We start from the raw sequence: 24,093 nt of genomic DNA, 5'->3' as shown, positions 1-24,093 counted from the left end.
GCGGCGGCGTTGGGCAGGATCGAGGGGTGAGCACCCCGCTGACCATCCCGGCCCTGCTGGCCCACGCCGCCGACCGGTTCGGCCCGGCCGACTACCTGGTCACCCCGACCGAGCGACTGAGCTACGCGCAGGCCGCGCAGCGCTCCGCCGCGGCGGCCCGCCGACTGCTGGCGGCCGGGGTGGGCAAGGGCAGCCGGGTCGGGCTGTTCTTCCCCAACGGCGTCGACTGGGTGACGTGGTGGCTGGCCGCCGCCCGGATCGGCGCGGTGGCGGTGCCGCTGAGCACGCTGTACCGGCCCGCCGAACTGGCAAAGGTGCTGCGACTGGCCGACATTGGGGTGCTCATCGCGCCGCCGCGGGTGCTCGACGTCGACGTCGCCGACCGGCTGGAGGCCGCGCTGCCGGAGCTGGCCGCCCAGTCCGCCGGCCGGCTGCACCTGGTGGCCGCGCCCTACCTGCGCACCGTCGTGCTCACCGGGCCGAGCGGCCGGGGCTGGGCCCAGGCGGCCGACGAGCTGGACCCGGTGCCGGCCGAGCTGCTGGCCGCGGCCGAGGCCGAGGTGTCCCCCGCCGATCTGGCCGTCATGGTGCACACCTCCGGGTCGACCGCCGATCCCAAGGGAGTGCTGCACACCCACGGCACCCTGGTGCGCCAGACCAGCACCTGGCCGGTGGCCGCCCGGCTGGTGACCGGGTCCGGGGACCAGGCCCGGGTGCTGTGCGCGATGCCGTTCTTCTGGGTGGGCGGGATGCTGGCGGTCACCGGGGCGCTGCACGCCGCGACCACCGTGCTGACCCTGGCACGGCTGGATCCCGGTGCCGCCCTTGACCTGATCGAATCCGAGCGGGCGACCGGGGTGATCGGCTGGCCGGCGTTCACCCAGCGGCTGCGCGAGCACCCCGGGTTCGCCGACCGGGACCTGTCCTCGGCGCCGCTGCTGCGGGACGGGCCGCTGGACATCGCGATGGTCGACGTGCCGGACGGCTTTCCGGTGCACCGCACCATGAGCGAGACCGCGGGCGGATTCGTGCACACCGAGCTGGCGATCGTCGACGAGCGCGGCGCACCGGTGCCCGACGGGGAGGTCGGCGAGTTGCTGGTCCGCGGCATCGGGGTGATGGCCGGCTACAACAAGCGCGAACGCCACGACACCTTCGATGACGACGGCTGGTACCACAGCGGCGACCGGGTGTACCGGCGCGCCGGCGACCCGCGGCTGTTCTACGTCGGGCGTACCAGCGAGCTGATCAAATCCGCCGGTGCCAACGTCTCCCCGCTGGAGGTCGAGGCCGTCATCGAGGGATTCGACGACGTCGCCCAGTGCGTGGTGTTCGGGCTCGAGGACGCCGAACGCGGCGAGCGGGTGTGTGCGGTGCTGGTGCCGGCCGGGTCCGAGCTGGATGTGGCGGCGGTGGCCGCCCGCACCCGCGAACAGCTGTCCTCCTACAAGGTGCCGACCCGCTGGAGCGTGCTGTCCTCGGACCGGCTGCCGGTGCTGGCCAGCGGAAAGCTGAATCGAAAGGGGTTGCGGGACATGGCGGCCCGCGGGGAGCTGGCGGCCACCGCGCTGCCCTGAGCTCACGCCCTGGTGCGCACCCGGTAGCTCATCGGCCAGGACTTGCGGGATTCGTCACCGGTCAGCGGGACGCCCATCGCCCCGAGCTTGATGTCGTAGGCCTCCTGCCCGTCGCGGACCTCCCGCCCGGCGCGTTCGCGGGCCAGGAAGTAGAGCTCGTCGATGGCGGCCTCGCTGTAGGCGACGAAGGTGGTGTTGCGTTCCTCGTCGTCGAAGCCGGCCATCATCCGCTCCGGCAGCACCTTGGAGACGATCGCGCCGGTGGCCATCAGCAGCGCCGGGATCACCCAATAGAAGACGAACGACAGCGGCGTGCGGGTGTCCAGGATGGTGGCGTCGCCCTGCACGATCGGCGGAATGGCCGAGGACACCGTCATCGCGGCGAACAACGCGATCCAGATCCAGGTCAGCCGCTCGGTGATGCGGGCGAACAGCTCGCTGCCGACGACCTCCGGGGGCTGGCCGGGCTCGGCGAACTCCCGGATGAACGGCCTGCCGATCAGCGCGCCGACCACGGTGACCAGCACGATGCCCGCGGTGCTCAGCGGCTGCATCCAGCGTTCCAGGAACGCCGTCGAGGCCACCGTGGTCAGCACGGCCAGCACACCGAAGGTGGCCACCGCGCCGATCTGCAGGGTGCACCCGGCGGCGCCGCGGCGGCGCTCGGCCAGCCAGGCCAGCGCCGCCACGCCGAGCGCGCACAGCACCGAGGTGCCGAACGGGACGTTGCCGACGAGCAGCCAGTAGATGATCCACGGCGAAAACCCGAAGAGAATGCTCACGGGGCCGAGTCTACGAAAAGCCGTCCGCGGCCGGGTGGTTCGCGGCCCGATCTGACATCAGGGGATCTGGCGGTCTCAGGGGATGTAGCGCACCAGGTACGGGGTCATGTCCTTGGTGCGGACCGCCGCGACGGACACCCCGGACTCGCTGACCTCGATCATCTGGTTGTTGCCCAGGAACATCGCCACGCTCTGGGTGCCCTCGGGCCCGTAGAACAGCAGGTCGCCGGGCAGCGCCTGCTGCGGCAGCACCTTCTGGCCCACCCGGTACTGCTCACCGGAGGACCGCGGCAGCTTCAGCCCGGCACCGGCGAACGAGTAGACCATCAGGCCGGAGGCATCAAAACCGGGCACCGTCGGTGCCAGCGGGATCGGGGCGGTCGGCGCGCTCAGGCCGGGGAAGCCGAACGCCGGGGTGGCCGGCGGTGCCGGGTTCAGCGCACCGGCGGGCGCCTGGCCGGGGCCCAGCTGAGGGGCGCCGAGCTGACCGGGGGCCGGGGTGGCGACCGGGGTGCGCGGGACGCCCAGGGTCGGGCCGTTGACGTCGCCGCCGCCGTAGACGAACGGCACGCCGCGCTGGGACAGCGCGCGCTGGACCACCACAGCAACGGCCTGCTGGTTGGTCGGGGTTCGGTAAATGTCCGCGCTTGCGATGCCCGGCACCGCAAACAGCATGACGGCGGCAAGCATGACGGCGTATGCGCGCTTCATCTGAATCAACCTTCTCTCCGCACCGCGCACTTATTAGTACACAGCAGCCTCAATAGCCACTTAATTCACTTGTACAACAAGTGCGGGAGACCGGCCAATCCGAGCAGGTGCATCGCCCGGGGAGTTTTCCGACCGTGACACAACGGTGACGGTGTCGCGACGCGACGAGGCGCCGGCGCGGTCAGCGCCGGCGCCTCGTTGGGTCGCCGGAAGAGCGTCCGGGTACTACAGCGCGCCGAGTGCGGCGTCGTAGTTCGGCTCCTGGACGATCTCGGGAACCTGCTCGGTGTACACCACATTGCCGTCGGCGCCGATGACCACCACCGCGCGGCCCAGCAAACCCGCCAGCGGGCCGTCGGTCATGGTCAGGCCGTAGTCGGCGCCGAAGCTGCTGCGGAAGGTCGAGGCGCTGTCGACGTTCTCGATGCCCTCGGCGCCGCAGAACCGGCCCTGGGCGAACGGCAGGTCGGCCGACACGTTGAGCACCTTGGTGCCGCCGGAGCCGACGCGCTCGTTGAAGGTGCGCACGCTGGCGGCGCACACCCCGGTGTCCAGCGACGGGAAGATGTTCAGCACGACGGGCTGTCCGGCGTAGGTCGCCTTGGTGACCTCGGACAGGTCGGTGCCGGTCAGGGTGAACTCGGGGGCCGGGCTGCCGACCGCGGGAAGCTCGCCGACGGTGTTGATCGGATTTCCTTTGAATGTGATCTGAGCCATGTTCAACAGTCTGCCAAGGACAGCCTGGCCTGTCGCACCCGGGGTTGCGAACTGTTGTGCAACCGCCCAGCATTGCAGGCGCCGGCGGGGCCGAGGCGCCGGCGGTTGCCGAACACTCACCCCGTTGTTCGACACGCCCTAGCATGGGAGCGAGCCGAGGGCCGGGGTGATTCGAGGCGGGAAAGATGCGACGAACGACGACGGCGGGGCGCCGGGCAGGACGGGTTCTGGTCCGCGCGATGATGACGACGGCGGTGCTCGCCGGGCTGCTGGCGGTGGCGATGCCGGCCGCGGTCGCCGATCCGTGCCCCGATGCCGAGGTGATCTTCGCCCGGGGCACCGATGAGCCGCCCGGTCCCGGTGCCGTCGGGCAGGCCTTCTACAACGCCGTGCTGGCCCGTGCCGCCGGGCGCTCCATCGACCTGTACTCGGTCAACTACCCGGCCACCACCGACTTCCCGACCGCCTCGCAGGGCATCGTCGACGCCGACCGCCGGGTCAGGGACATGGCCGCCCGCTGCCCGGACACCCGGCTGATCCTGGGTGGCTTCTCCCAGGGCGCGGCGGTGATCGGGTACCTGACCGTCGACCAGATTCCGGAGGGCACGGCGCTGCCCCCCGGCATCACCGGCCCGCTGCCGCCGGAGATCGCCGAGCACGTTGCCGCGGTCGCGCTGTTCGGCACCCCCTCGGCCGGGCTGCTGAGCACGATCGGCGCTCCCCCGCTGACCATCGGCCCCGGCTACACCGCCAAGACCATCGAGCTGTGCGCCGCAGGCGATTTCATCTGCGGCGGCAACGGCAACGGGCCCGGCCACCTGCTCTACGCCTTCAACGGAATGCCGGAGCAGGCCGCCGACTTCGCGATCACCCGGCTCTAGTCGCGGTCGCGGGCCCCGGCCAGCAGGGCGCGCCAGTGCCGCACCCGGCCCGGGTCGCGCAAGGCGAAGCGGGCCAGCGCGGCGCCGTCGGGCGCCGGCGGCATCGGGGCGACCGGCAGCTGCCCGTCGACCGGACGCAGCGATCGGGCCGGGTCGACGAGATCGCCGGCCAGGGCGCCCAGATCGCCCAGCGCGCAGGCGTATTCCAGCGACGGCAGCGCGCCGGCCAGCGCAAGCCCGGCGGCCAGCCCCAGGCTGGTCTCCCCCGGCGAGCCGACGACCGCGGGCAGCGGAATCGACTGCGCGATGCGCAGCGCGCGTCGCACCCCGCCCAGTGCCGCGACACCGAGCACGACGACATCGGCGTGCCGCAGCACCGCATCGGCGTCGCTGCCGGCCGGCTCGAGCCCCGCCGCCTCGATTGCCACCGGGACGTCGCACCCGCGGCGCAGCGCGGCCAGTTGCCCGGTGGTGCCGGCCGGGATCTCGGCGAATTCGATTCCGCCGCAGGCGCGCTGCAGTGCCCGCAGCGCCGGCGCGGCGCCCTCGGGATCCCAGCCCGCGGCCAGTACCAGCCGGACCCGCCCGTGCGGGCCCACCGCGGCGCGGGCCGCGCGGCAGCGCGCGAGGTCGTCGGTCAGCGTGGCCGGCCCGGCGCCCACCGGAACCCGGACGGTGCCGCAGCCGGTCGCGGCGACCATTGCCGCGGCCCGGTCCGGGTCGGCGGTGTCGACGGTGAGGGCGACCGGGACCCGGCCGCGGACCGGGTCGGGCCAGCCGACCGTGCCGCCCTCGGTGGCGGCCACCAGTGCCGGGCCGGCCTGCGCCGCCGAGCGGGGGCTGAACTCTCCCCAGCCCTGCGGACCCTCCAGGACCAGTCCCTCGACGGCCGGCCGGCCGGGGTGCGTTGCCGGTACCGAAAATGCCGCGGCGGCGTCGAAATCGATCAGGGCTCTCACCGGAGGACACCGTAGTCCCCGAAACGCCGACGCGACGGCCGGTTTGGCTCTACGGTTTGGCTCTGCGGCCCGGTGCAGGGTAGCCACTCCCTTCCCCGGCGCACCAGCCTCTTCTAGATCCAGTCCAAACAATATCTTGACCAGATCCAAAAAAGGGCGTACGTATTGAAGTGTGGAGATGCCGACGGACTACTCCGATCAGCTGCGTGCCGTCGATCTGCGGGTCACCCGGCCGCGGCTGGCCGTCCTGGAGGCCGTTCACGACCACGCCCATGCCGACACCGAGACGATCCTCGCTGCGGTCCGCGAGCGGCTCCCCGAGGTGTCCCGACAGGCGGTCTACGACGTGCTCAGCGCGCTGAACACCGCCGGCCTGGTCCGCCGGATCCAACCGTCGGGATCACTGGCCCGCTACGAGGCCCGGGTCGGGGACAACCATCACCACATCGTCTGCCGCCGTTGCGGAGTGATCGCCGACGTGGACTGCGCGGTCGGCGAGGTGCCGTGCCTGACCGCGGTCGACCACCGGGGCTTCGCCATCGACGAGGCCGAGGTCATCTATTGGGGCCACTGCCCGGCCTGCCAGAGCGTCCAGCCATCGGGGTCGCACCCGTGATCACCGCCCCATCCACCACCGAAAACCCATCCACCACCGAAAGGAATCGCCGTGCCTGAGGAAACCCCACCCATTGGAGCAGCGCAGTCCGCACCCGGTTGTCCGATGCGGATCAAGCCGCCGGTCGAGGGCGGCAGCAACCGCGACTGGTGGCCCGACGTGGTCAACCTGAAGCTGCTGCAGAAGAACCCCGACGTCATCGACCCGGAGGACGCGGGCTACGACTACCGCAAGGCCGTCCTCGACCTGGATTTCGACGCCTTCCAAAGCGACTTCGATGCGCTGCTGACCGACTCCCAGGACTGGTGGCCCGCCGACTTCGGCCACTACGGCCCGCTGTTCGTCCGGATGACCTGGCACGCCGCGGGCACCTACCGGGTGCAGGACGGCCGCGGCGGCGCGGGCCGCGGCATGCAGCGCTTCTCGCCGCTGGACAGCTGGCCGGACAACGTGCTGCTGGATCAGGCCCGCCGGCTGCTGTGGCCGCTGAAGAAGAAGTACGGCAACAAGATCTCCTGGTCGGACCTGATCGCCTACGCCGGCAACCGCGCCATGGAGCACATGGGCTTTCGGACCAAGGGCTTCTCCTTCGGCCGTCCGGACTTCTGGGAGCCCGAGGAGGACGTGTTCTGGGGTGCCGAGGCCGAGTGGCTGGGCTCCCAAGACCGCTACTCCGGCAGCGACCGCACCAAGCTGGACAACCCGCTGGCCGCAACCATGATGGGCCTGATCTACGTCAATCCCGAAGGCCCCGAGGGCGTCCCGGACCCGCTGGCCGCGGCCATCGACATCCGCGAGACCTTCGGCCGGATGGCGATGAACGACGTGGAGACCGCCGCGCTGATCGTCGGCGGGCACACCTTCGGCAAGACCCACGGCAACGGCGACGCCGGTGCGCTGGGACCCGTGCCGGCCGTCGCGCCGATGGAGCAGATGGGTCTGGGCTGGCACAACCCCAACGACACCGGCAACCCGAACGACCGGGTGGGCAGCGGCCTGGAGGTGATCTGGACGCACACCCCGACCAAGTGGGACAACAGCTTCCTGGAGATCCTCTACAGCAACGAGTGGGAGCTGTTCCACAGCGCGGCCGGCGCCCAGCAGTGGCGACCCAAGGACAACGGCTGGGCCAACTCGGTGCCGACCCCGGATCTCAAGGGCCGCACCCACCCGGCGATGCTGACCACCGACCTGTCGATGCGGATGGATCCGATCTACGGCGAGATCACCCGGCGCTGGCTCGACCATCCCGAGGAGCTGGCCGAGGAGTACGCCAAGGCCTGGTTCAAGCTGATCCACCGCGACATGGGGCCGGTGAGCCGCTACCTCGGGCCGCTGGCGCCCAAGGAAACCTGGGTCTGGCAGGACCTGATTCCGGCCGGCCCGAGGCTCTCGGACGCCGATGTGGCGACCCTCAAGGCGGCGATCGCGGGCTCCGGCCTGACCGTTGGCCAGCTGGTCTCCACGGCGTGGAAGGCCGCGTCCAGCTACCGCAACAGCGACATGCGCGGCGGCGCCAACGGCGGCCGGATCCGGTTGCAGCCGCAGCTCGGCTGGGAGGCCAACGAGCCCGACGAGCTGGCCCAGGTGATCCGCGCGCTGGAGGAGCTCCAGGCTTCGGCCGGTGTCGCGGTGTCGTTTGCCGACCTGGTCGTGCTGGCGGGCAACGTGGGTGTCGAAACCGCCGCCAAGGCAGCCGGTTTCGACGTCGCGGTGCCGTTCACCTCCGGGCGCGGCGATGCCACCCAGGACGGCACCGACGTGGAGTCCTTCGCCTACCTGGAGCCCAAGGCCGACGGCTTCCGCAACTACGCCGGCAAGGGGCTGGGGCTGCCCGCGGAGTACCACCTGATCGACCGGGCCAACCAGCTCAATGTGTCCGCGCCGGAGATGGCGGTGTTGGTCGGTGGCCTGCGGGTGCTCGACGCCAACTTCGGTGGCAGCAGGCTCGGTGTGCTCACCGACCGGCCGGGTGCGTTGACGACCGACTTCTTCGTCAACCTGCTCGACATGGGCATCAAGTGGGCACCGTCCTCGGCCGACGACGGCAGCTACCTGGGCAGCGACCGCAAGACCGGTGAGCAGAAGTACACCGCCAGCCGGGTGGACCTGCTGTTCGGCTCGAACTCGCAGCTGCGGGCGGTGGCCGAGGTGTACGGCAGCGACGACGCGCAGGAGAAGTTCGTCCGGGACTTCGTCGCGGCATGGACCAAGGTGATGGACGCCGACCGGTTCGATGTGACCGGCTAGATCGCAGCGGGCCTAGCCGCATGAGAACCGGCTAGGTCGCAGACACGAGCACCGCCCCGCAGGCTTCGGCCGGCGGGGCGGTGTTCGTTTCTCAGCCCTTGTTGCCCAGCGAGCCGTCGAGGTAGCCGGCGCGGCAGGCCCGCCGGCGCAGCTTGCCGCTGGTGGTGCGCGGGATCGCGCCGCCGGGCAGCAGCCGGACGTCGGCGACCGGCAGTCCGTGCCGGTCGCGCACCGCGGCGATCATCGCCTCGATCGCCGGCTGCGGATCCATCCGCGCGGTGCCCGAGGCCCGCTCGCAGGCAATGACCAGCTGCTCGCCTCCGGCGCCGTCGGGGACGGTGAACGCGGCGACGTAGCCGCGGCGCAGCAGCGCCGACGCGTCGGCCGCGGTCCGTTCGATGTCGTCGGGGTAGTGCGCGACGCCGTCGATCTCGATCAGGTCGACCAGCCGGCCGGGCACGAACAGTTCGCCGTCGAGGAAGAAGCCCAGATCCCCGGTGCGCAGCCAGCGGGCGTCGGCGCCGACCCGGTCGGCGCGACTGTGCTCCGGCAGCCGGGCGGACAGCCGGGCGCCGAACGCCGCGTCGCTCTCGGCCCGCCGCCGCCAGTAGCCGCGACCGATGTTCGCGCCGTGCAGCCAGATCTCCCCCACCGTGCCGTCGGCCAGCTCGGCCCCGGTGGCCGGGTCGACGATCACCGCCTGCAGGTTGTTGGCCAGCTGCCCGCAGCTGACGTGCGGCACCGCCGCGGGATCCTCGGCGGCGACCGGGATCGCCCGCCCGGCACCCAACCCGGCGCGGTCGAAGTGCCGAAGCGTGGGACGCTCGCCCGGCCCGGTGGTCGTCACCATCAGGGTGGCCTCGGCGATCCCGTAGGACGGCTTGATCGCGGTGGGCGGAAGCCCGTGCGGCGCAAAGGCTTCGGTGAACGCCTCGATCGCGTCGAAGCTGACCGGCTCGGACCCGATGATCATGGTGGAGCGGCTCAGGTCGATGATCTCGCCGTCCGCGGGCAGCCCGCGCTGGGCGGCCCACTCGTAGGCGAGGTTGGGCCCGGCGGTCACCACCAGCCGGCCCAGCCGGATCTCGTCGGACATCGCCTTGATCCAGCGCTGTGGCCGCCGAATGAACGCCGCCGGGGACATCAGCGTGGTGTGCCCGCCGTAGACCGTCGGGAAGCCGATCATCGACAGGCCCATGTCGTGATACAGCGGCAGCCAGCTCACCCCGTGGGTGTTCCGGTCGTGCAGGTCGATCGCCAGGATCATCTGCACCAGGTTGGTCACCATCGCCCGATGGGTGATCTCGATGCCGACCGGCGCGCGGGTGGCTCCCCCGCTGTACTGCAGGTGGCAGACGTCTGCCATGTCGATGTGGACCGGGCTGAACTGCCGGGCCAGGGTGTCCGGCGTCTCGTCGAGCAGCACGACGTGCGGGCGCGGCACCCCGGTCAGCCGGTCCAGGAAGCCCTCGATGAGGTCCAGCACCGCGGTGGTGGTCAGCACGACGGCCGGGCGGGCGTCGCGCATCGCGGTGTCCAGTCGCTGGGCCTGACCGGCCAGCTCGGGCGCGAACAGCGGAACGGCGACCATGCCGGCCTTGATGGCGCCGAAAAATCCGGTGATGTAGTCGAGTCCCTGCGGGGCGAGCACCGCGACCCGGTCGCCGCGGTGCGCGTGGCGCTGCACGGCGGCCGCCACCGCGGCGGCGCGCACCCCCACCTGGTTCCAGGTGATCTCGGAGATCACTCCGTCGGTGGTCCGGGAGAAGTCGATGTAGCGGTAGGCGGTCTGATTGCCGACGCTGTAGATGCAGCGTTCGATCAGGGTGTCGAGGGTCAGGGTCGGCGGAACGACCACCAGCCCGTCGCCGTCGAGGCACACGTCGACCTGCAGCAAACCGGGATACATGCCAGGAAGTCTATGGGCCTGGGGATCGCGGCCCCGCTCGGGCCGTCGCCCTGCTACCGGCCGGTAGCAGGGCAAACAGTCTCGGCGTTTCTTAGCAAAGCGTTAGATCGTGCTCCCCGTGGCCTTAAATTCGCCGCATACCGTCAGTGGGGACATCGAGGTCACGCGCGAGCGACCCGTCAGCAAACTGATCGTGAAGTGAGGGCACTCATGACTGGTTATGGAAACCCGGCAATCATCTGTGGCGGCGCCCAGATTCGGGTGCAATGCCGCCACCTGGCCACCGTTGTGACCATCAGCGGTGTGCTCGACGAATCCAACGCCGAGGCCGCGATGACCGCGACCCGGCGGTTCATCATCGCCGAGAAGCCCGTCGTCCTTGACCTGACCGCGGTCACCTCCTCGCCGGAGGAGTATCTGCCGCTGCTGGAGTCCGTCGATGAGGCCTGCCTGGCGGCCGGCGTGCAGTGGCTGCTGGTGACCTCCCCGGCGCTGGCCCACCAGGTCCGCATCGGCGACGACGGCTACCCGGTGGCCACCTCGGTACCCGAGGCGCTGCAGTGGCTCGCCGACGACGTGTTCCTCCGGCGCAGGATGCTGATCCCGCTGCTGCACCGGACGGCCTGACGACACGAGAAAGGCGGCGGCGGTATCCACTCGGATACCGCCGCCGCCTTTCTGCTGTCCGGCGGTTACCGGCCCAGCAGGATCCGGCCGAGCCCGGTGGTGGTCTGCACCCCGTCGTCAAAACCGCCCTCACCGTTGAGCGCGTTGAACACCGTCAGCGTGTAACGCTGGGCCGGTCCGGCGAAGCCCACCGAGTTGACCACCCAGCCGCCCTGCTCCTGCGACCAGCCGTTCTTGTTGCCGGGCGCCATCTGCGGCCCGGCGCCCCACACGCCCCACTGCTGGTTCGGGGCGACCTTCTGCATTTCGGCGACGATCGCCGCGGTGTCGGCCGGATTCATTTGCGACAGCGTGAAATTCATCAGCTGGTCGAAATCGTCGGCGGTGCCCTTCTGGAATCCCCAGTACGGAAACACCGAACCGAACCCGGGCTGCGGGGCAACACTGGTCATCCCGTAGCGCGGAAAGCCGGCATTGAACGCGCGGTGGTCGGGCCCGCCGTAGCGGTCCCACAGGGTGTCGGTGGCGTCGTTGTCGGAGCCGCGCAGCATCGCCTGCATCAACTGGCGGTCCTCGGCCGACAGCCGCACCGTCCCGGCCCGCTCCCGGGTGAGCAGATCGACCACCATGGCGAGCTTGATCGTCGAGGCCGTCCAGATCATCGTCGCGGCATGGGCATTGCGGTAGCGCAGCCCGGAGGTGCGATCGCGCAGCACGTAGCCGACGGTGCCCGGGCGGGTGGCCACAAACGCCTCGGCCGCGGCGATCCGGGAACGCAGATCGCAGCCCGCGCCGGTCGCCGGGACACATTGCGCGAGCACCGGGCCGGCCGGCGCCAGCGCGATCAACGCCAACGCCAGCAGCGTCGCCGCCGCCGGTCTGAACAACCTCACCCGCCGACCCATGCGGCGAATGGTAGGTGCGGAGGGCGCCCGACCGGCGTGGACACGCGGACGCTGTGCCAAGTATCACCGCTGCCGACGCGGTCAACGCTGGAAGTGCGGCCGATCGGGCGGCTAACCTGGAGAACATGCGTTGTCGTCGCACAATGATTCTCGCCACCGCGGTGCTGGCCGCCGGGGCGCTTTCCGTTGCTGCGCCGGCCGCCGCGGATCCGGCCGCCCCGCCGGCCCCGAGTGAGACCGCCGCCCCGAAGCCCGGCGACGGGCCCAAGACCTCCATCGAGGAGGACGGCACCTACGCGGTGGGCACCGACATCGTGCCCGGCAACTACGCCTCGGAGGGCCCGCGCGACGGCAGCCCCTGCTACTGGAAGCGGTCCGGCGGCGAAAACGGCACCGAGACCCTGGACAACGCGCTGACCAAGAAGCCCGCCATCGTCGTCATCGCGCCGACCGACAAGAGCTTCCGGACCACCTCGTGCCAGACCTGGCGGCTGACCGATCAGGCCCCGCCGCCACCGCGATCGCCGTGGGAGATCCTCGGCGGAATAGGCCAGATGGCCGGACGGGTTGGGTCGGCCCCGCCGCCGGCCGGTTAGGCGATATACTTAGCCCATGAAACTACTCGGCATCACCACGGTCGCCCTGACCGCAGCCGCAATCGGCTTCGCAGCTCCGGCAAACGCCGAGATCGATACCGATTTTGCCAACACCCTGCACACCTACGGCATCTACGGCCAGCGGGACTACAACGCCTGGATCGCCAAGATCGCGTGCAAGCGCCTGCGCATCGGCCAGGACAAGGACGCCTACCAATCGGCCGCCTTCATCGGCAAGCAGCTCGACCGGACCACCCAGACCGACCAGGTCTGGAAGTTCCTCGGGCTGACCGTCGACACCTACTGCCCCGACCAGCAGCCGGTGCTGGCCCGGGCCGCCGAGCAGCACTGAACCTAGGAGAATCCGATGGCACGCACACCTGCGAAGACGACCGGGCTGAAGAAGTCACTCAAGGCGACCCTGCTGGCCGGGGTGGCCACCGCGATGCTCGGCACCGGCCTGACTGCCGCTGCGGTCGCCGGCGCCGACGCGACCGACGAGTACCCGATCCCCAGCCGGATCCTGAAGACCCCGTGCACCGCGCAGCAGTACCTGGCGGCGGTCCGCGACACCCGGCCGATCTACTACGAGCGCTACATGATCGACTACAACAACAAGCCGGCCGCCGACCAGCAGGGCGCCCGCGACCGGATCAACTGGTTCTTCTCGATGGATTACCCGGGCCGCCGGCAGTACTCCGAGCAGATCGCCACCGACGCCTTCTACGAGTCGATGTCCTGGCGCTGGCCGAACTGGGCCAAGCCGTTCTTCAACAACAAGGGCGTCACCGCCGCAGCCACCAAGGTCTGCATGGATTACCCGGACGACTACTCGGTGTGGGACTGGCCGACCGTCCCCCGCTGACCCGCAGTCAAGAAATCCCCGCCCCTCGGGCGGGGATTTTTTGTACCCCGAGCATGGCCGGTGCCCGGCGAAATGCCAAGAGCGCTCAACGATGTCGCAACATCGTTGAGCGCTCTCGGGGGAAACTAGCCGACCGGGACCGGCTCGTCGTCCTTGGCCGGGGGCTTGGGCCACGGCGAGGGCACCGGACGCTGACGCACCCGCTGCGGCCACCAGAACCACTTGCCCAGCAGGGCCGCGATCGACGGGGTCATGAACGAGCGGATCACCAGGGTGTCGAACAACAGGCCCAGGCCGATCGTGGTGCCAACCTGTCCGATGACGATCAATTCACTGACCGCCATGGACATCATGGTGAAGGCGAACACCAGGCCCGCCGAGGTCACCACCGAACCGGTGCCGCCCATCGCCCGGATGATGCCGGTGTTCAGGCCGTCGTGTATCTCTTCCTTGAATCTGGCCACCAGCAGCAGGTTGTAGTCCGCCCCGACGGCAAGCAGGATGATCACCGCCATCGCCAGCACCATCCAGTGCAGTTCAATGCCGATCAGGTGCTGCCAGATCAGCACCGACAGGCCAAACGATGCCCCAAGGGAGAACACCACCGTCCCCACGATCACTGCGGCGGCGATGATCGATCTGGTGATGATCAGCATGATGATGAAGATCAACCCGAGCGCGGCGATGCCGGCGATTATCAGGTCCCAGTCGGCGCCGTCCTGCATGTCCTTGAAGGTCGCCGCGGTGCCGCCGAGATAGACCTTCGAGCCCTCCAGCGGGGTGCCCTTGATCGCTTCCCGGGCGGCCTGCTTGATCGAGTCGATCTTGGCGATGCCCTCCGGGGTCATCGGGTCCCCGTCGTGGGAAATGATGAACCGCACCGCGTGCCCGTCGGGCGACAGGAACATCTTGATGCCGCGCTTGAAGTCCGGGTTGTCGAAGGTTTCCGGCGGTAGATAGAACGAGTCGTCGTTCTTGGATTCGTCGAACGCCTTACCCATGGCGGTCGAGTTCTCCTGCATCGCCGACATCTGGTCCTGCATGCCCTTTTGGGTCTGGTACATGGTCAGCATGTAGGCCTTCATCCGCACCATGGTGCTGATCATCTCCGGCATCAACGCCACCATCTGTGGCATCAATGTGTCGAGACGTTCCATGTCCGGGATGATGTCCTCGATGTCGGTGGTCATCACATCGATGCCGTCGAGGGTGTCGAAGATCGATCGCATCGACCAGCACACCGGAATGTTGAAACAGTGCGGTTCCCAGTACAGGTAGTTGCGGATCGGCCGGAAGAAGTCATCGAAATCGGAGATGCTGTCCCGCATTTCGGCGACGTCCATGGTCATGCTCTTCATCTTGGTGACCATGGAATGGGTGACGTCGGCCATCTGCACCGTGATGCTCTGCATCTTGGTCATGCTGTCGATGGTGACCTGCATGTCCTCGGCCTGCTTGAGCATGTTGGCCATCATGTCCTGCTGGTACTTCTCGTTCATCTTCTGCGACACGCCGTTCATCGAGATCTGGAACGGGATCGACGTGTGCTCGATGGGAGTGCCCTGCGGGCGGGTGATGGCCTGCACCCGGCCGACGCCGGGCACCCGGAAGATCGACTTCGCGATCTTGTCGATGACCAGGAAGTCCGAGGAGTTGCGCAGATCGTGATCGGTCTCGATCAGCAGCAACTCGGGGTTCATCCGGGCCTGGCTGAAGTGCCGGTCCGCGGCGGCGTAGCCGGCGTTGGCCGGCAGGTCGGCGGGCAGGTAGTTGCGGTCGTTGTAGTTGGTCCGGTAGCCCGGCAGGGTCAGCAGACCGACCAGTGACAGCGCGATCGTCGCAATCAGGATCGGGCCGGGCCAGCGCACCACCGCGGCGCCGACCTTGCGCCAGCCGCGGATGCGCATCGCCCGCTTGGGCTCCAGGATGTTGCCGAATCGGGTGGCGGTCGCGATGATCGCCGACCCCATGGTCAGCGCGCAGACCACCACCACAACCATGCCGACCGCCAACGGGATGCCGAGGCTCTGGAAGTACGGCAGGTTGGTGAAGCGCAGGCACAGCGTCGCACCGGCGATCGTCAGGCCCGAGCCCAAGATCACGTGCGCGGTGCCGTGGAACATGTCGTAGTAGGACGCTTCCTTGTCCATCCCTCTGGACCGGGCCTCCTGATAGCGGCCTATCAGGAAGATGGCGTAGTCGGTGGACGCCGCGATGGCCAGCGTGACCAGCAGGTTCGTCGCGAACGTCGACAGGCCGATGATGTCGTAGTAGCCCAGCACCGCCACCATGCCGCGGGCGGCGGTCAGCGAGAAGACCACCAGCAGCAGCGACAGCACCACCGTCACGATGGACCGGTAGACCAGCAGCAGCAGCACGATGATGACGGTGAAGGTCAGCGCCTCGATGAGGCGCATGCTGCGGTCACCGGCGATGTGCTGATCGGCCGACAGCGCGGCCGGGCCGGTGACGTAGGCGTGCACGCCGTCGGGGGCCATCCGCTCCTGGACCTTGGCGACAATGCCCTGCACGGCCTCGACCGACTCGTTGGCCAGCGCCTCGCCCTGGTTGCCCGCGGTGTACACCTGCACGTAGGCGGCCATACCGTCGGGGCTCTGCGAGCCGGCGGCGGTCAGCGGATCGCTCCAGAAGTCCTGGACGTGCTCGACGTACTTGGTGTCGGCGCGCAGTTCCCGGATGATCTCGTCGTAGAAGTCGTGCGCCGCCTGGCCGAGCGGATCCTTTTCGCTCTCCAGCACGATCATCACCGAGCTGTTCGACTTGTACTCGTCGAACACCTCGCCGACACGTTTCATCGCGATCGTCGAGGCCGCGCTTTCCGGGCTCATCGAGACCGAACGCATGTTGCCGACCACCTCGAGCTGCGGTGCGGCGACGTTCAGCCCGATGATGACGGCGATCCAGCCCAGGATGATCGGGACGGCGAGGGTGCGGATCCACTTCGCGATGCCGGAATGGGACGACGGCGCCGCCGCCGGGAACGAGTCGGTCGGCGCGTCGGAGGTGGGTGCACTCATGCGGATTTCACCAAGCAGTAGGTATGGGCGCTGGCGCCGTCGGTGGTGCGCTCGTCCTTGATCTCGTCATCGACGGTGATCCGGCAGGTGATGGTGGAGCCATCGCCCTGGGCGACGATGTTCGGGAAGACCGAGGGGGCGGTGGACTCCAGGGTGAGGGTCCACGGCAGGGCGGCGCCGTCGACGCGCTGGGGTTCGGCGTCGAGGTCCAGGTAGTTGATGTCGGCGTAGGAACCGTTGCCCCAGATCTCGTAGGTCACGCGCTTGGGGTTGAACGGCTCGGTGTCCTCGAACTTGGTGCCGGCCGCGCCGGCATCATTGTTGGCACCGAAGAAGGTGCGCACCCGCATCACCGCGGCCCCGGCGATCACCACGACGACGACGATGAGCAGCGGCAGCCAGGCCTTTTTGAGCAGGTTCAGCATGCGGGGTGCCTCCAGACCCGGGAGACTGGTCCACCGCCTGTACTGCGTTCCATCAAGAACCCCATTCGGTACGTGCTCATCAGGTTAGCTAATTTAACTTATCGATGCCTCACCATGGGTAAGCCGGGCCTGTGTCCGCCATCACCCCTGGCCGCTGGGCTACGGTCGGCCGGTGATCGTGCTGCTCCCGCCGTCGGAAACCAAGCGCCCCGGCGGCGACGGCGCTCCGCTGGACCTGGCCGCGTTGAGCTTCCCCGCGCTGACCCCGCTGCGATCGGAGTTGGTCGAGGAGTTGGTGCGGCTGGCCGCCGACCGGCCCGCCAGCCGGGCCGCCCTGGGCATCTCCGCCAAGCAGGACGACGAGATCGGCCGGAACGCCGCGTTGCGCGGTGCGGCCACCCTGCCGGCCATCGACCGCTACACCGGGGTGCTCTACGACGCGCTGGACATCGGATCGCTGCGCGGGGCGGCCGCGGCGCGAGCGCGGGCCCGGCTGGCGGTCGGCTCGGCGCTGTTCGGGCTGCTGCGCGCCGATGACCCGGTGCCCGCCTATCGGCTCTCGGCCGGGTCGAAGCTGCCCGGGCGGCCCGGGCTGGCCACCCGCTGGCGCCCGCTGCTGGAACCGGTGCTCGCCGACATCGCCGCCCGCGAACTGGTCGTGGACCTGCGTTCGGGCGCCTACGCCGGGCTCGGCCGGGTGCCCGGGGCGGTCGGCGTCGACGTGCTCTGCCAGCATGCCGATGGTCGGCGCACCGTGGTCAGTCACTTCAACAAGGCGCACAAGGGCCGACTGGCCCGCGCGCTGGCGGCCAGCCGGGCCGAACCGGACGACGCCGCGAAGGTCGCCGGGGTGGCCCGGCGCGCCGGCCTGCACGTCGAGCGCGACGGCGCGCACCTGACCGTCGTCGTCCCCGAATCCTAGCCGGGCCTCAGGCGTCGCTGAGCTGTTTGGCCTGGTAGAGCCGGGCCCACTCGGCGCGCGGCCGGATCGACACGTCGACGTCGGTGGCCTTGGCGCGCAGCGCCTTGACGTCGGCGTTCTCCCGCGCGGTCCGGGCGAACGGATCCCAGCCGAAGAACCGGCAGGCGTTCTCCCAGGTGATCTTGTCGATCTCCGGGTCGGTTGCCCCGGCGGCGTTGAGCTCGGCGAGCACCTGCTCGGGGGCATCGGGCCAGAAGCAGTCCGAGTGCGGGTAGTCGCACTCCCAGGCGATGATGTCGATGCCGATCTCGTTGCGCAGCTTCAGCGAGGTCTTGTCGGTGACGTAGCAGGCCAGCGAATGCTCGCGGAACACGTCCGAGGGCAGCTTGTCGCCGAAGTCGCGGCGCAGCCACTTCTGGTTGGTGTAATGCCGGTCGGAGCGGTCCAGGTAGAACGGGATCCAGCCGATGCCGCCCTCGGAGAAGGCGAACTTCAGGTCCGGGTAGTTGCGCATCGCCGGGCCCCACAGCAGGTCCTGGGCGCACATCGCCGACACCTGGGTGGCCAGGATGATCAGGTTGTCGATCGGCGCGTTGGGCGCCATGCTGATCGCGCCGAATCCGGTGCCGATGTGCAGGCACATCACCACGTTCAGCTCGCTGAGGGTGCGGAACACCGGGCCCCAGTAGTCCTCGTCGTGGTAGCTGGGCAGGCCCTCCAGGTGCGGCAGCTCCGGCATGGTGACCGCGCGGCAGCCCTTGGCGGCGACCCGGCGGATCTCGGCGCACATCGCCTCGGGGTTCCAGGTCGGCAGGATCGCGATCGGGATGAAGCGGTCCGGGTAGGAGCCGGCCCACTCATCGATGTGCCAGTCGTTGTAGGCCGACACCATCACCAGGGTGGCCTCCTCGCGGTGCATGTTCAGGTGCCGGGCGGAGAACCCGGTGAAGGTGGGGAAGCACATCGAGGCCAGGATGCCGTTGCGATTCATGTCGCGGACGCGTTCGTGCACGTCGTAGACCCCGGGGCGCATCTCGGCGAACCCGGCCGGGTCGCGGCCCCATTCCTCGGCCGGCCAGCTGACCACGGCGTTGAGTCCGGACACGCCCTGCGGGCGGCCCTGATACATCCACTGGTCCACGCCCTTGTCGTCGGTGACGACGATCGGGGCCTCCGGCTTGTACTTGGCCGGCACATGGTTGAGGAACATGTCCGGCGGCTCGACGACGTGGTCGTCAATGCTCACCAGGATCAGGTCGTCGACGTTCAAGGGGTCTCCTCGGGCAGGATGCTGGGGGCTTACCTTCACTTGTACCCTGGATCACCATGACCGTCTCTGCGCTGTCGGACAGATATTTGACCGAATCGGCCAATCACGTCGAGTTGCGTCGCGGCGGGCGGGCGGCGGCGGGCAGCTACCTCTACGAGGGTGACGCGCTGATCACCGGTTGGCACTCCCACGACGTGCATCAGATCGAGTACGCGATCGGCGGCGTCGTGGAGGTGGAGACCGCCGCCGGGCACTATCTGCTGCCCCCGCAGCAGGCCGCCTGGATTCCGGTCGGGCTGCAGCATCAGGCCACCATGAATCCCGGGGTGCGCACCGTCGCGGTGATGTTCGACCCGGAGCTGATTCCCAACGGCGGTGACCGGGCCCGGATCCTGGCGGTCTCACCGCTGCTGCGGGAGATGGTGATCCACGCGCTGCGCTGGCCGATCGACCGGCCCGCCGGCGACGAGGTGTCCGACCGGTTCTTCGCGACCCTGGGCGATCTGGTCGCCGACGCGATCGACCACGAGGCCCCGCTGAGCCTGCCCACCTCGGCGGACCCGGTCGTCGCGGCGGCGATGGCCTACACCAAGGAGCACCTCGCCGAGGTCAGCATCGGCGAGGTGGCCCGCGCGGTTGCCGTGTCCGAGCGGACCCTGCGGCGGCAGTTCGACGCCAGCATCGGGCTGAGCTGGCGAACCTACCTGCTGCACGCCCGGATGCTGCGGGCGATGGCGTTGCTGGCCGCGCCGGGACAGTCGGTCGCCGACACCGCGGTGGCCGTCGGCTTCGACAGCATCAGTGCCTTCACCCGCTCGTTCACCGCCTTCGGCGGGGAGACCCCGTCGTCGTACCGGCGCCGGGTCGGCGGCGCCGACGGCCCCGGCCGGGATTGGCGGGACCGCAAAAACGGCAGTGTTCCGACCGCGTCCGATCCCCGCCGTGGGACACTCGGCAAATGATTCCACCAATTGAGCGCCCCAAGCTGGAGGGGCGGATCACCGTCGGCGGCGGACGCAAGATCAGTTTTGCGGAGTTCGGTTCTCCGCAGGGGCGACCGGTGTTCTGGTTGCACGGCACCCCCGGCGCCCGCCGGCAGATCCCGCCGGAGGCGCGCGCGTTCGCCGCGCTCAACGACATCCGGCTGATCGGGGTCGACCGGCCCGGCATCGGGTCGTCCACCCCGCACCGGTACGGGCAGGTGCTGGACTTCGCCGATGACCTGCAGGTCATCGCCGACACCCTGGGCATCGACAAGATGGCGGTGATCGGGCTGTCCGGCGGTGGTCCCTACGCGCTGTCGGCCGCGGCCGCCATGCCCGACCGGGTGCTGGCCACCGGCGTGCTGGGCGGGGTCGCCCCCACCATCGGGCCGGAGGCGATCGGCGGCGGCCTGATGTCGCTGGGCTCGCTGGTCGCTCCGATGCTGGAGGTGGCCGCCACCCCGATCGGGTTCGTCGCCACCCAGGCCATCAAGGTGATCAAGCCGTTCGCCGAGCCGGCCCTGCTGGCCTACGCCCGGGTCTCCCCCGAGGGCGATCGCCGGCTGCTGCTGCGCCCGGAGTTCAAGGCGATGTTCCTCGACGACCTGCTCAACGGCAGCCGCAAGCAGCTCGGGGCGCCGTTCAACGACGTCATCGTGTTCGCCCGGGACTGGGGCTTCCGGATGTCCGACATCGCCGTGCCGGTGCGCTGGTGGCACGGCGACCGCGACCACATCATCCCGTTCAGCCACGGTGAGCACGCGGTGGCGATCCTGCCCGACGCCGAGCTCATCCCGCTGCCCGGGGAGAGCCACCTGGCCGGGCTGGCCAAGGCCGAGGACATCCTGCGGTCGATGAAGCAGATGCTCGACGCGCAGTAACCACTGGCGGCGCCAGCCACCGACCACGACGCCGGCCCCGGTCCGGCGCGGAGCTTTGCCTTCGCGCCGAACCGGGGCCGCTTCGACATCCGTGCCTGCACGTCACTTCCGCTCAGTGATACACGTATGCTCAAATAAGAGAACGTGATTTCCACTCGATGAGGATGGCTGATGGCAACCAAGGCGCTGGCGCCCGAAATCTCGACCTGGCCCGATGAGAACCCGCAGCTGATCGGCTGCCGGTGCGGCAGTTGCGGCGCGACCGCATTCCCGGTGCAGGACCACTGCCCGCGCTGCTCGAGCGCACAGATGAGCGAGCTGCTGCTGCCCCGGCGCGGCACCGTGATCGCCTGGACCACCCAGGGCTTCCCGCCGGGGGCCCCGTACGCCGGCCCCACCGGCAAGGACTTCGTGCCGTTCGGCGTCGGGCTGGTGGAACTCGGGTTCGGCGAGGACGCCGTCATCCGGGTCGAGGGCCGGCTGACCGAGAACGACCCGGCCAAGCTGAAGTTCGGCCAGCAGGTCGAGCTGACCATGATCCCGTTCACCACCGACGCCGACGGCAACGAGATCGTCACCTTCGCGTTCCAGCCCGTCTAGGAGAGACATGACCAACGATGTTGCGATCATCGGCGTCGGCCTGCACCCGTTCGGCCGGTTCGACAAGCCCGCCGTGCAGATGGGCGCCGAGGCCATCCGGCTGGCGCTGGCCGATGCGGGCGTGCAGTGGAAGGACATCCAGTTCGGGTTCGGCGGCAGCTACGAGGTCTCCAACCCCGACTCGGTCACCCGGCTGGTCGGCCTGACCGGCATCACCTTCACCAACGTGTTCAACGCGTGCGCCACCTCGGCCAGCGCCATCCAGCAGACCGCCGACACCATCCGGCTGGGCAAGTACGACATCGGGGTGGCCGTCGGCCTGGACAAGCATCCGCGCGGCGCGTTCACCGATGACCCGGCCAAGCTGGCGCTGCCGCAGTGGTACGCCGAAAACGGGCAGTTCGTCACCACCAAGTTCTTCGGCATGAAGGCCAACAAGTACCTGCACGACCACAACATCAGCGAGGAAACCCTGGCCCGGGTCGCCAACAAGAACTTCCGCAACGGCGAGAAGAACCCGAATGCGTTCCGCCGCAAGGAGATCTCCGTCGAGGAGATCATGGCCTCGCCGGCGCTGAACTACCCGCTGCGCCAGTACATGTTCTGCGCACCCGATGAGGGTGCCGCCGCGGTGATCATGTGCCGCGGCGACATTGCGCACAAGTTCACCGACAAGCCGGTGTTCGTCCGGGCCAGCGAGATCCGCACCCGCACCTTCGGCGCCTACGAGGTGCACGCCACCTCCGCGCCGCCGCAGGCCGACGTCGCCCCGACGGTGTACGCCGCGCGGGCCGCCTACGAGATCGCCGGGATCGGCCCGGAGGACGTCGACGTCGCGCAGCTGCAGGACACCGACGCCGGCGCCGAGGTCATCCACATGGCCGAGACCGGGCTGTGCGCCGACGGGGACCAGGAGAAGTTGATCGCCGAGGGTACCACCGAGATCGGCGGCTCGATCCCGGTCAACACCGACGGCGGCCTGATCGCCAACGGCGAGCCGATCGGGGCCTCGGGCCTGCGTCAGATGCACGAGCTGGTCCGGCAGCTGCGCGGCGAGGCCGGCGAGCGGCAGATTCCGGGCAACCCGCGGGTCGGGCTGGCCCAGGTGTACGGCGCGCCGGGCACCGCCTCGGCCACCATCTTGAGCCGGTAGCACCCGGCGCCGGGCGTTAGTCGGCCAGCGCCCGGCGCAGCAGGTGCATGGCGATGGTGGTCGAGCGTTCCCGCACGTCGGACCGGTTGCCGGGCAGCCGCACGGTGCGCAGCACCGGCGGCTGGTCGGGGGCGGCGACGCAGAAACACACGGTGCCCACCGGTTTTTCCGCCGATCCCCCGCCCGGGCCGGCGATCCCGGTGGTGGAGACCGCGATGTCGGCGCCGAAGCGCCGCAGCGCGCCGACGGCCATCGCCTCGGCGACCTGCTCGGACACCGCGCCGTGGGTCTCGATCAGCTCGGGGTCGACGCCGAGCAGCTCGCTCTTGGCGGCGTTGGAATAGGACACCACTCCCCCGGCCAGGTACGCCGAGGAGCCGGGCCGGTCGGTGAGCCGGCCGGCGACCAGCCCGCCGGTGCAGGATTCGGCGGTGGCCGCCCAGCGGCCGGCCAGCAGCGCGGCGACCTGATCGTCGACGGTGGCGCCGTCGGTGGAGTAGACGGCGTCGCCGAACCGGTCGCACAGCGCGGCGCGCAGCCGGTCGTAGCTGTCGGCGGCGGCCGGCTCGTAGCGGGTGACGATCTCCAGCTCGGCGCGCCGCAGGCAGGTGGTGATCTCCAGCTCGGCGAAGCCGGGAATCTCGGCCTCGGCCAGCCGCAGCGCCTCGGCCAGCGCCGACTCGGCCGGGCCGAACATCCGGATGGTGTCCTGCCGGTAGTGCACCCGGCCGGCGATGGCGGCCTGCACCGCGTCGGTGGCCAGCGCGGCCGGCCACATGGCCTGCAGTTCGCGCGGCGGGCCGGGCAGCACCACGATCGTCGGGGTGGGTGCGGCCAGCGGCGTGACGACGACCCCGGGCGCGGTGCCGACCGGCTCGAGCACCGTCGCGCCCTCGGGCACCACGGCCTGCTTGCGGTTGGCTGCCCGCACCGCGTCGAAGTCCAGGTCCGGCATCCGGGTCACCAGCTTGCGCAGGATCGCCGTGATGCGCTCCTCCAGCGCGGTGTCCAGCACCATCTTTCGGCCGCAGAACCCGGCGACGGTGTCCACGGTGAGGTCGTCGGCCGTCGGTCCCAGCCCGCCGCTGGTGACGATCAGCTCGACGTCCTGGGCGGCCAGGAACGCCAGCTGCGCGGCGATGTCGGCGGGGCGGTCGCCGCAGATGGTGATGTGGGCCAGCTCGATGCCCAGCTCGAGCAGCCGGTCGGCCAGCCAGGGGCCGTTGCGGTCGGCGACCCGCCCGGTCAGAACCTCGGTTCCGGTGACGACGATGCCCGCGCGTATGCCCACTCCGCGGAGCTTACGCGGGATGCCCACCTACGCGGGGGTTGCTCCCGGCGCCCGGACGACCATCGGCAACGGCCGGGAAGACGGCCCCACCTACGCGGGGGTTGCTCCCGGCGCCCGGACGACCATCGGCAACGG

The 24,093-nt window shown here is 69.9% G+C and carries 23 protein-coding genes; 13 read left to right on the top strand and 10 right to left on the bottom strand.

What is annotated here, in order from left to right; genetic code table 11:
* Positions 1-26: 26 nt before the first annotated feature.
* The gene (locus G6N10_RS04390; RefSeq protein WP_085095781.1) at positions 27-1,577 is read left to right on the top strand and encodes a class I adenylate-forming enzyme family protein; all 1,551 of its coding nucleotides are present in this window, start codon (positions 27-29) and stop codon (positions 1,575-1,577) included.
* A gap of 2 nt (positions 1,578-1,579) precedes the next feature.
* On the opposite strand, the gene G6N10_RS04385 is transcribed toward G6N10_RS04390, so the two are convergent.
* From G6N10_RS04385 to tpx, 3 genes are all read right to left on the bottom strand, one after another.
* Positions 1,580-2,359, bottom strand: a complete 780-nt coding sequence (locus tag G6N10_RS04385; protein WP_085095779.1) for a DUF3159 domain-containing protein — start codon at positions 2,357-2,359, stop codon at positions 1,580-1,582.
* A 75-nt stretch (positions 2,360-2,434) separates the two neighbouring features.
* Complete coding sequence (ripD, locus tag G6N10_RS04380) at positions 2,435-3,070, bottom strand: NlpC/P60 family peptidoglycan-binding protein RipD (protein WP_085095777.1); 636 nt, start codon at positions 3,068-3,070, stop codon at positions 2,435-2,437.
* 225 nt (positions 3,071-3,295) lie between these two features.
* Complete coding sequence (gene tpx / locus G6N10_RS04375) at positions 3,296-3,787, bottom strand: thiol peroxidase (protein ID WP_085095775.1); 492 nt, start codon at positions 3,785-3,787, stop codon at positions 3,296-3,298.
* Positions 3,788-4,026: 239 nt separating this feature from the next.
* Here tpx and G6N10_RS04370 point away from each other — a divergent pair, with 239 nt between their 5' ends.
* Positions 4,027-4,668, top strand: a complete 642-nt coding sequence (locus G6N10_RS04370) for a cutinase family protein (protein WP_109750493.1) — start codon at positions 4,027-4,029, stop codon at positions 4,666-4,668.
* Here the strand turns inward: G6N10_RS04370 and G6N10_RS04365 are convergent.
* Positions 4,665-5,627: an enolase C-terminal domain-like protein gene (locus G6N10_RS04365; RefSeq protein WP_085095771.1), complete on the bottom strand. Its 963-nt coding sequence runs from the start codon at positions 5,625-5,627 to the stop codon at positions 4,665-4,667. The two genes, G6N10_RS04370 and G6N10_RS04365, sit on opposite strands and share 4 nt — an antisense overlap.
* A gap of 178 nt (positions 5,628-5,805) precedes the next feature.
* On the opposite strand from G6N10_RS04365, the gene G6N10_RS04360 reads away from it, so the two are divergent.
* Complete coding sequence (locus G6N10_RS04360; protein ID WP_085095844.1) at positions 5,806-6,243, top strand: Fur family transcriptional regulator; 438 nt, start codon at positions 5,806-5,808, stop codon at positions 6,241-6,243.
* Positions 6,244-6,294: 51 nt separating this feature from the next.
* Positions 6,295-8,493: a catalase/peroxidase HPI gene (katG, locus tag G6N10_RS04355; protein ID WP_085095769.1), complete on the top strand. Its 2,199-nt coding sequence runs from the start codon at positions 6,295-6,297 to the stop codon at positions 8,491-8,493.
* Positions 8,494-8,584: 91 nt separating this feature from the next.
* Here katG and G6N10_RS04350 read toward each other — a convergent pair whose 3' ends face one another.
* Positions 8,585-10,402, bottom strand: a complete 1,818-nt coding sequence (locus G6N10_RS04350) for a fatty acyl-AMP ligase (RefSeq protein ID WP_085095767.1) — start codon at positions 10,400-10,402, stop codon at positions 8,585-8,587.
* Positions 10,403-10,612: 210 nt separating this feature from the next.
* On the opposite strand from G6N10_RS04350, the gene G6N10_RS04345 reads away from it, so the two are divergent.
* On the top strand, positions 10,613-11,029 hold the full coding sequence (locus tag G6N10_RS04345; protein ID WP_085095765.1) for an STAS domain-containing protein: 417 nt from the start codon (positions 10,613-10,615) through the stop codon (positions 11,027-11,029).
* Between the two features lie 65 nt (positions 11,030-11,094).
* Here G6N10_RS04345 and G6N10_RS04340 read toward each other — a convergent pair whose 3' ends face one another.
* On the bottom strand, positions 11,095-11,934 hold the full coding sequence (locus G6N10_RS04340; RefSeq protein ID WP_407663966.1) for a serine hydrolase: 840 nt from the start codon (positions 11,932-11,934) through the stop codon (positions 11,095-11,097).
* A gap of 143 nt (positions 11,935-12,077) precedes the next feature.
* On the opposite strand from G6N10_RS04340, the gene G6N10_RS04335 reads away from it, so the two are divergent.
* From G6N10_RS04335 to G6N10_RS04325, 3 genes are read left to right on the top strand one after another with little or no spacing between them, the layout of a single operon-like run.
* A complete protein-coding gene (locus G6N10_RS04335) occupies positions 12,078-12,530 on the top strand; it encodes an Rv1352/Rv1906c domain-containing protein (RefSeq protein WP_109750491.1) in 453 nt (150 codons plus the stop codon).
* A 16-nt stretch (positions 12,531-12,546) separates the two neighbouring features.
* Positions 12,547-12,882, top strand: coding sequence for a DUF732 domain-containing protein (locus G6N10_RS04330; RefSeq protein ID WP_085095761.1), 336 nt, complete (start codon positions 12,547-12,549; stop codon positions 12,880-12,882).
* A 15-nt stretch (positions 12,883-12,897) separates the two neighbouring features.
* The gene (locus G6N10_RS04325; RefSeq protein WP_085095759.1) at positions 12,898-13,395 is read left to right on the top strand and encodes a DUF5078 domain-containing protein; all 498 of its coding nucleotides are present in this window, start codon (positions 12,898-12,900) and stop codon (positions 13,393-13,395) included.
* Positions 13,396-13,520: 125 nt separating this feature from the next.
* Here G6N10_RS04325 and G6N10_RS04320 read toward each other — a convergent pair whose 3' ends face one another.
* Positions 13,521-16,433, bottom strand: coding sequence for an MMPL/RND family transporter (locus tag G6N10_RS04320; RefSeq protein WP_085095757.1), 2,913 nt, complete (start codon positions 16,431-16,433; stop codon positions 13,521-13,523).
* The gene (locus G6N10_RS04315; protein ID WP_085095755.1) at positions 16,430-16,858 is read right to left on the bottom strand and encodes an MmpS family transport accessory protein; all 429 of its coding nucleotides are present in this window, start codon (positions 16,856-16,858) and stop codon (positions 16,430-16,432) included. The genes G6N10_RS04320 and G6N10_RS04315 overlap by 4 nt, the downstream gene beginning before the upstream one ends.
* A gap of 172 nt (positions 16,859-17,030) precedes the next feature.
* On the opposite strand from G6N10_RS04315, the gene yaaA reads away from it, so the two are divergent.
* Positions 17,031-17,780: a peroxide stress protein YaaA gene (yaaA, locus tag G6N10_RS04310; protein ID WP_085095753.1), complete on the top strand. Its 750-nt coding sequence runs from the start codon at positions 17,031-17,033 to the stop codon at positions 17,778-17,780.
* A 7-nt stretch (positions 17,781-17,787) separates the two neighbouring features.
* Here the strand turns inward: yaaA and G6N10_RS04305 are convergent, their stop codons facing one another.
* Positions 17,788-19,050 (bottom strand): amidohydrolase family protein, encoded by a 1,263-nt coding sequence (locus tag G6N10_RS04305; RefSeq protein WP_085095751.1) that lies wholly within the window; start codon positions 19,048-19,050, stop codon positions 17,788-17,790.
* 56 nt (positions 19,051-19,106) lie between these two features.
* On the opposite strand from G6N10_RS04305, the gene G6N10_RS04300 reads away from it, so the two are divergent.
* The 4 genes from G6N10_RS04300 to G6N10_RS04285 all read left to right on the top strand — a co-directional run bounded on the left by G6N10_RS04300 (position 19,107) and on the right by G6N10_RS04285 (position 22,667).
* Positions 19,107-20,012 (top strand): AraC family transcriptional regulator, encoded by a 906-nt coding sequence (locus G6N10_RS04300; RefSeq protein ID WP_085095749.1) that lies wholly within the window; start codon positions 19,107-19,109, stop codon positions 20,010-20,012.
* Positions 20,009-20,914, top strand: a complete 906-nt coding sequence (locus G6N10_RS04295) for an alpha/beta fold hydrolase (RefSeq protein WP_085095747.1) — start codon at positions 20,009-20,011, stop codon at positions 20,912-20,914. Before G6N10_RS04300 ends, G6N10_RS04295 begins: the two co-directional genes overlap by 4 nt.
* 171 nt (positions 20,915-21,085) lie before the next feature.
* Positions 21,086-21,514, top strand: coding sequence for a Zn-ribbon domain-containing OB-fold protein (locus G6N10_RS04290; RefSeq protein WP_085095744.1), 429 nt, complete (start codon positions 21,086-21,088; stop codon positions 21,512-21,514).
* Positions 21,515-21,521: 7 nt separating this feature from the next.
* Positions 21,522-22,667, top strand: coding sequence for a thiolase family protein (locus G6N10_RS04285; RefSeq protein ID WP_085095742.1), 1,146 nt, complete (start codon positions 21,522-21,524; stop codon positions 22,665-22,667).
* Between the two features lie 16 nt (positions 22,668-22,683).
* On the opposite strand, the gene G6N10_RS04280 is transcribed toward G6N10_RS04285, so the two are convergent.
* Positions 22,684-23,958 carry a competence/damage-inducible protein A gene (locus tag G6N10_RS04280; protein ID WP_085095840.1) on the bottom strand — a complete coding sequence of 425 codons (1,275 nt, stop codon included), beginning with the start codon at positions 23,956-23,958 and terminating at the stop codon, positions 22,684-22,686.
* Between the last annotated feature and the right edge of the window lie 135 nt (positions 23,959-24,093).

It is taken from the genome of Mycolicibacterium fallax (assembly GCF_010726955.1).
Lineage (GTDB): Bacteria > Actinomycetota > Actinomycetes > Mycobacteriales > Mycobacteriaceae > Mycobacterium > Mycobacterium fallax.
This window is presented reverse-complemented; position numbering and strand designations above follow the sequence as displayed.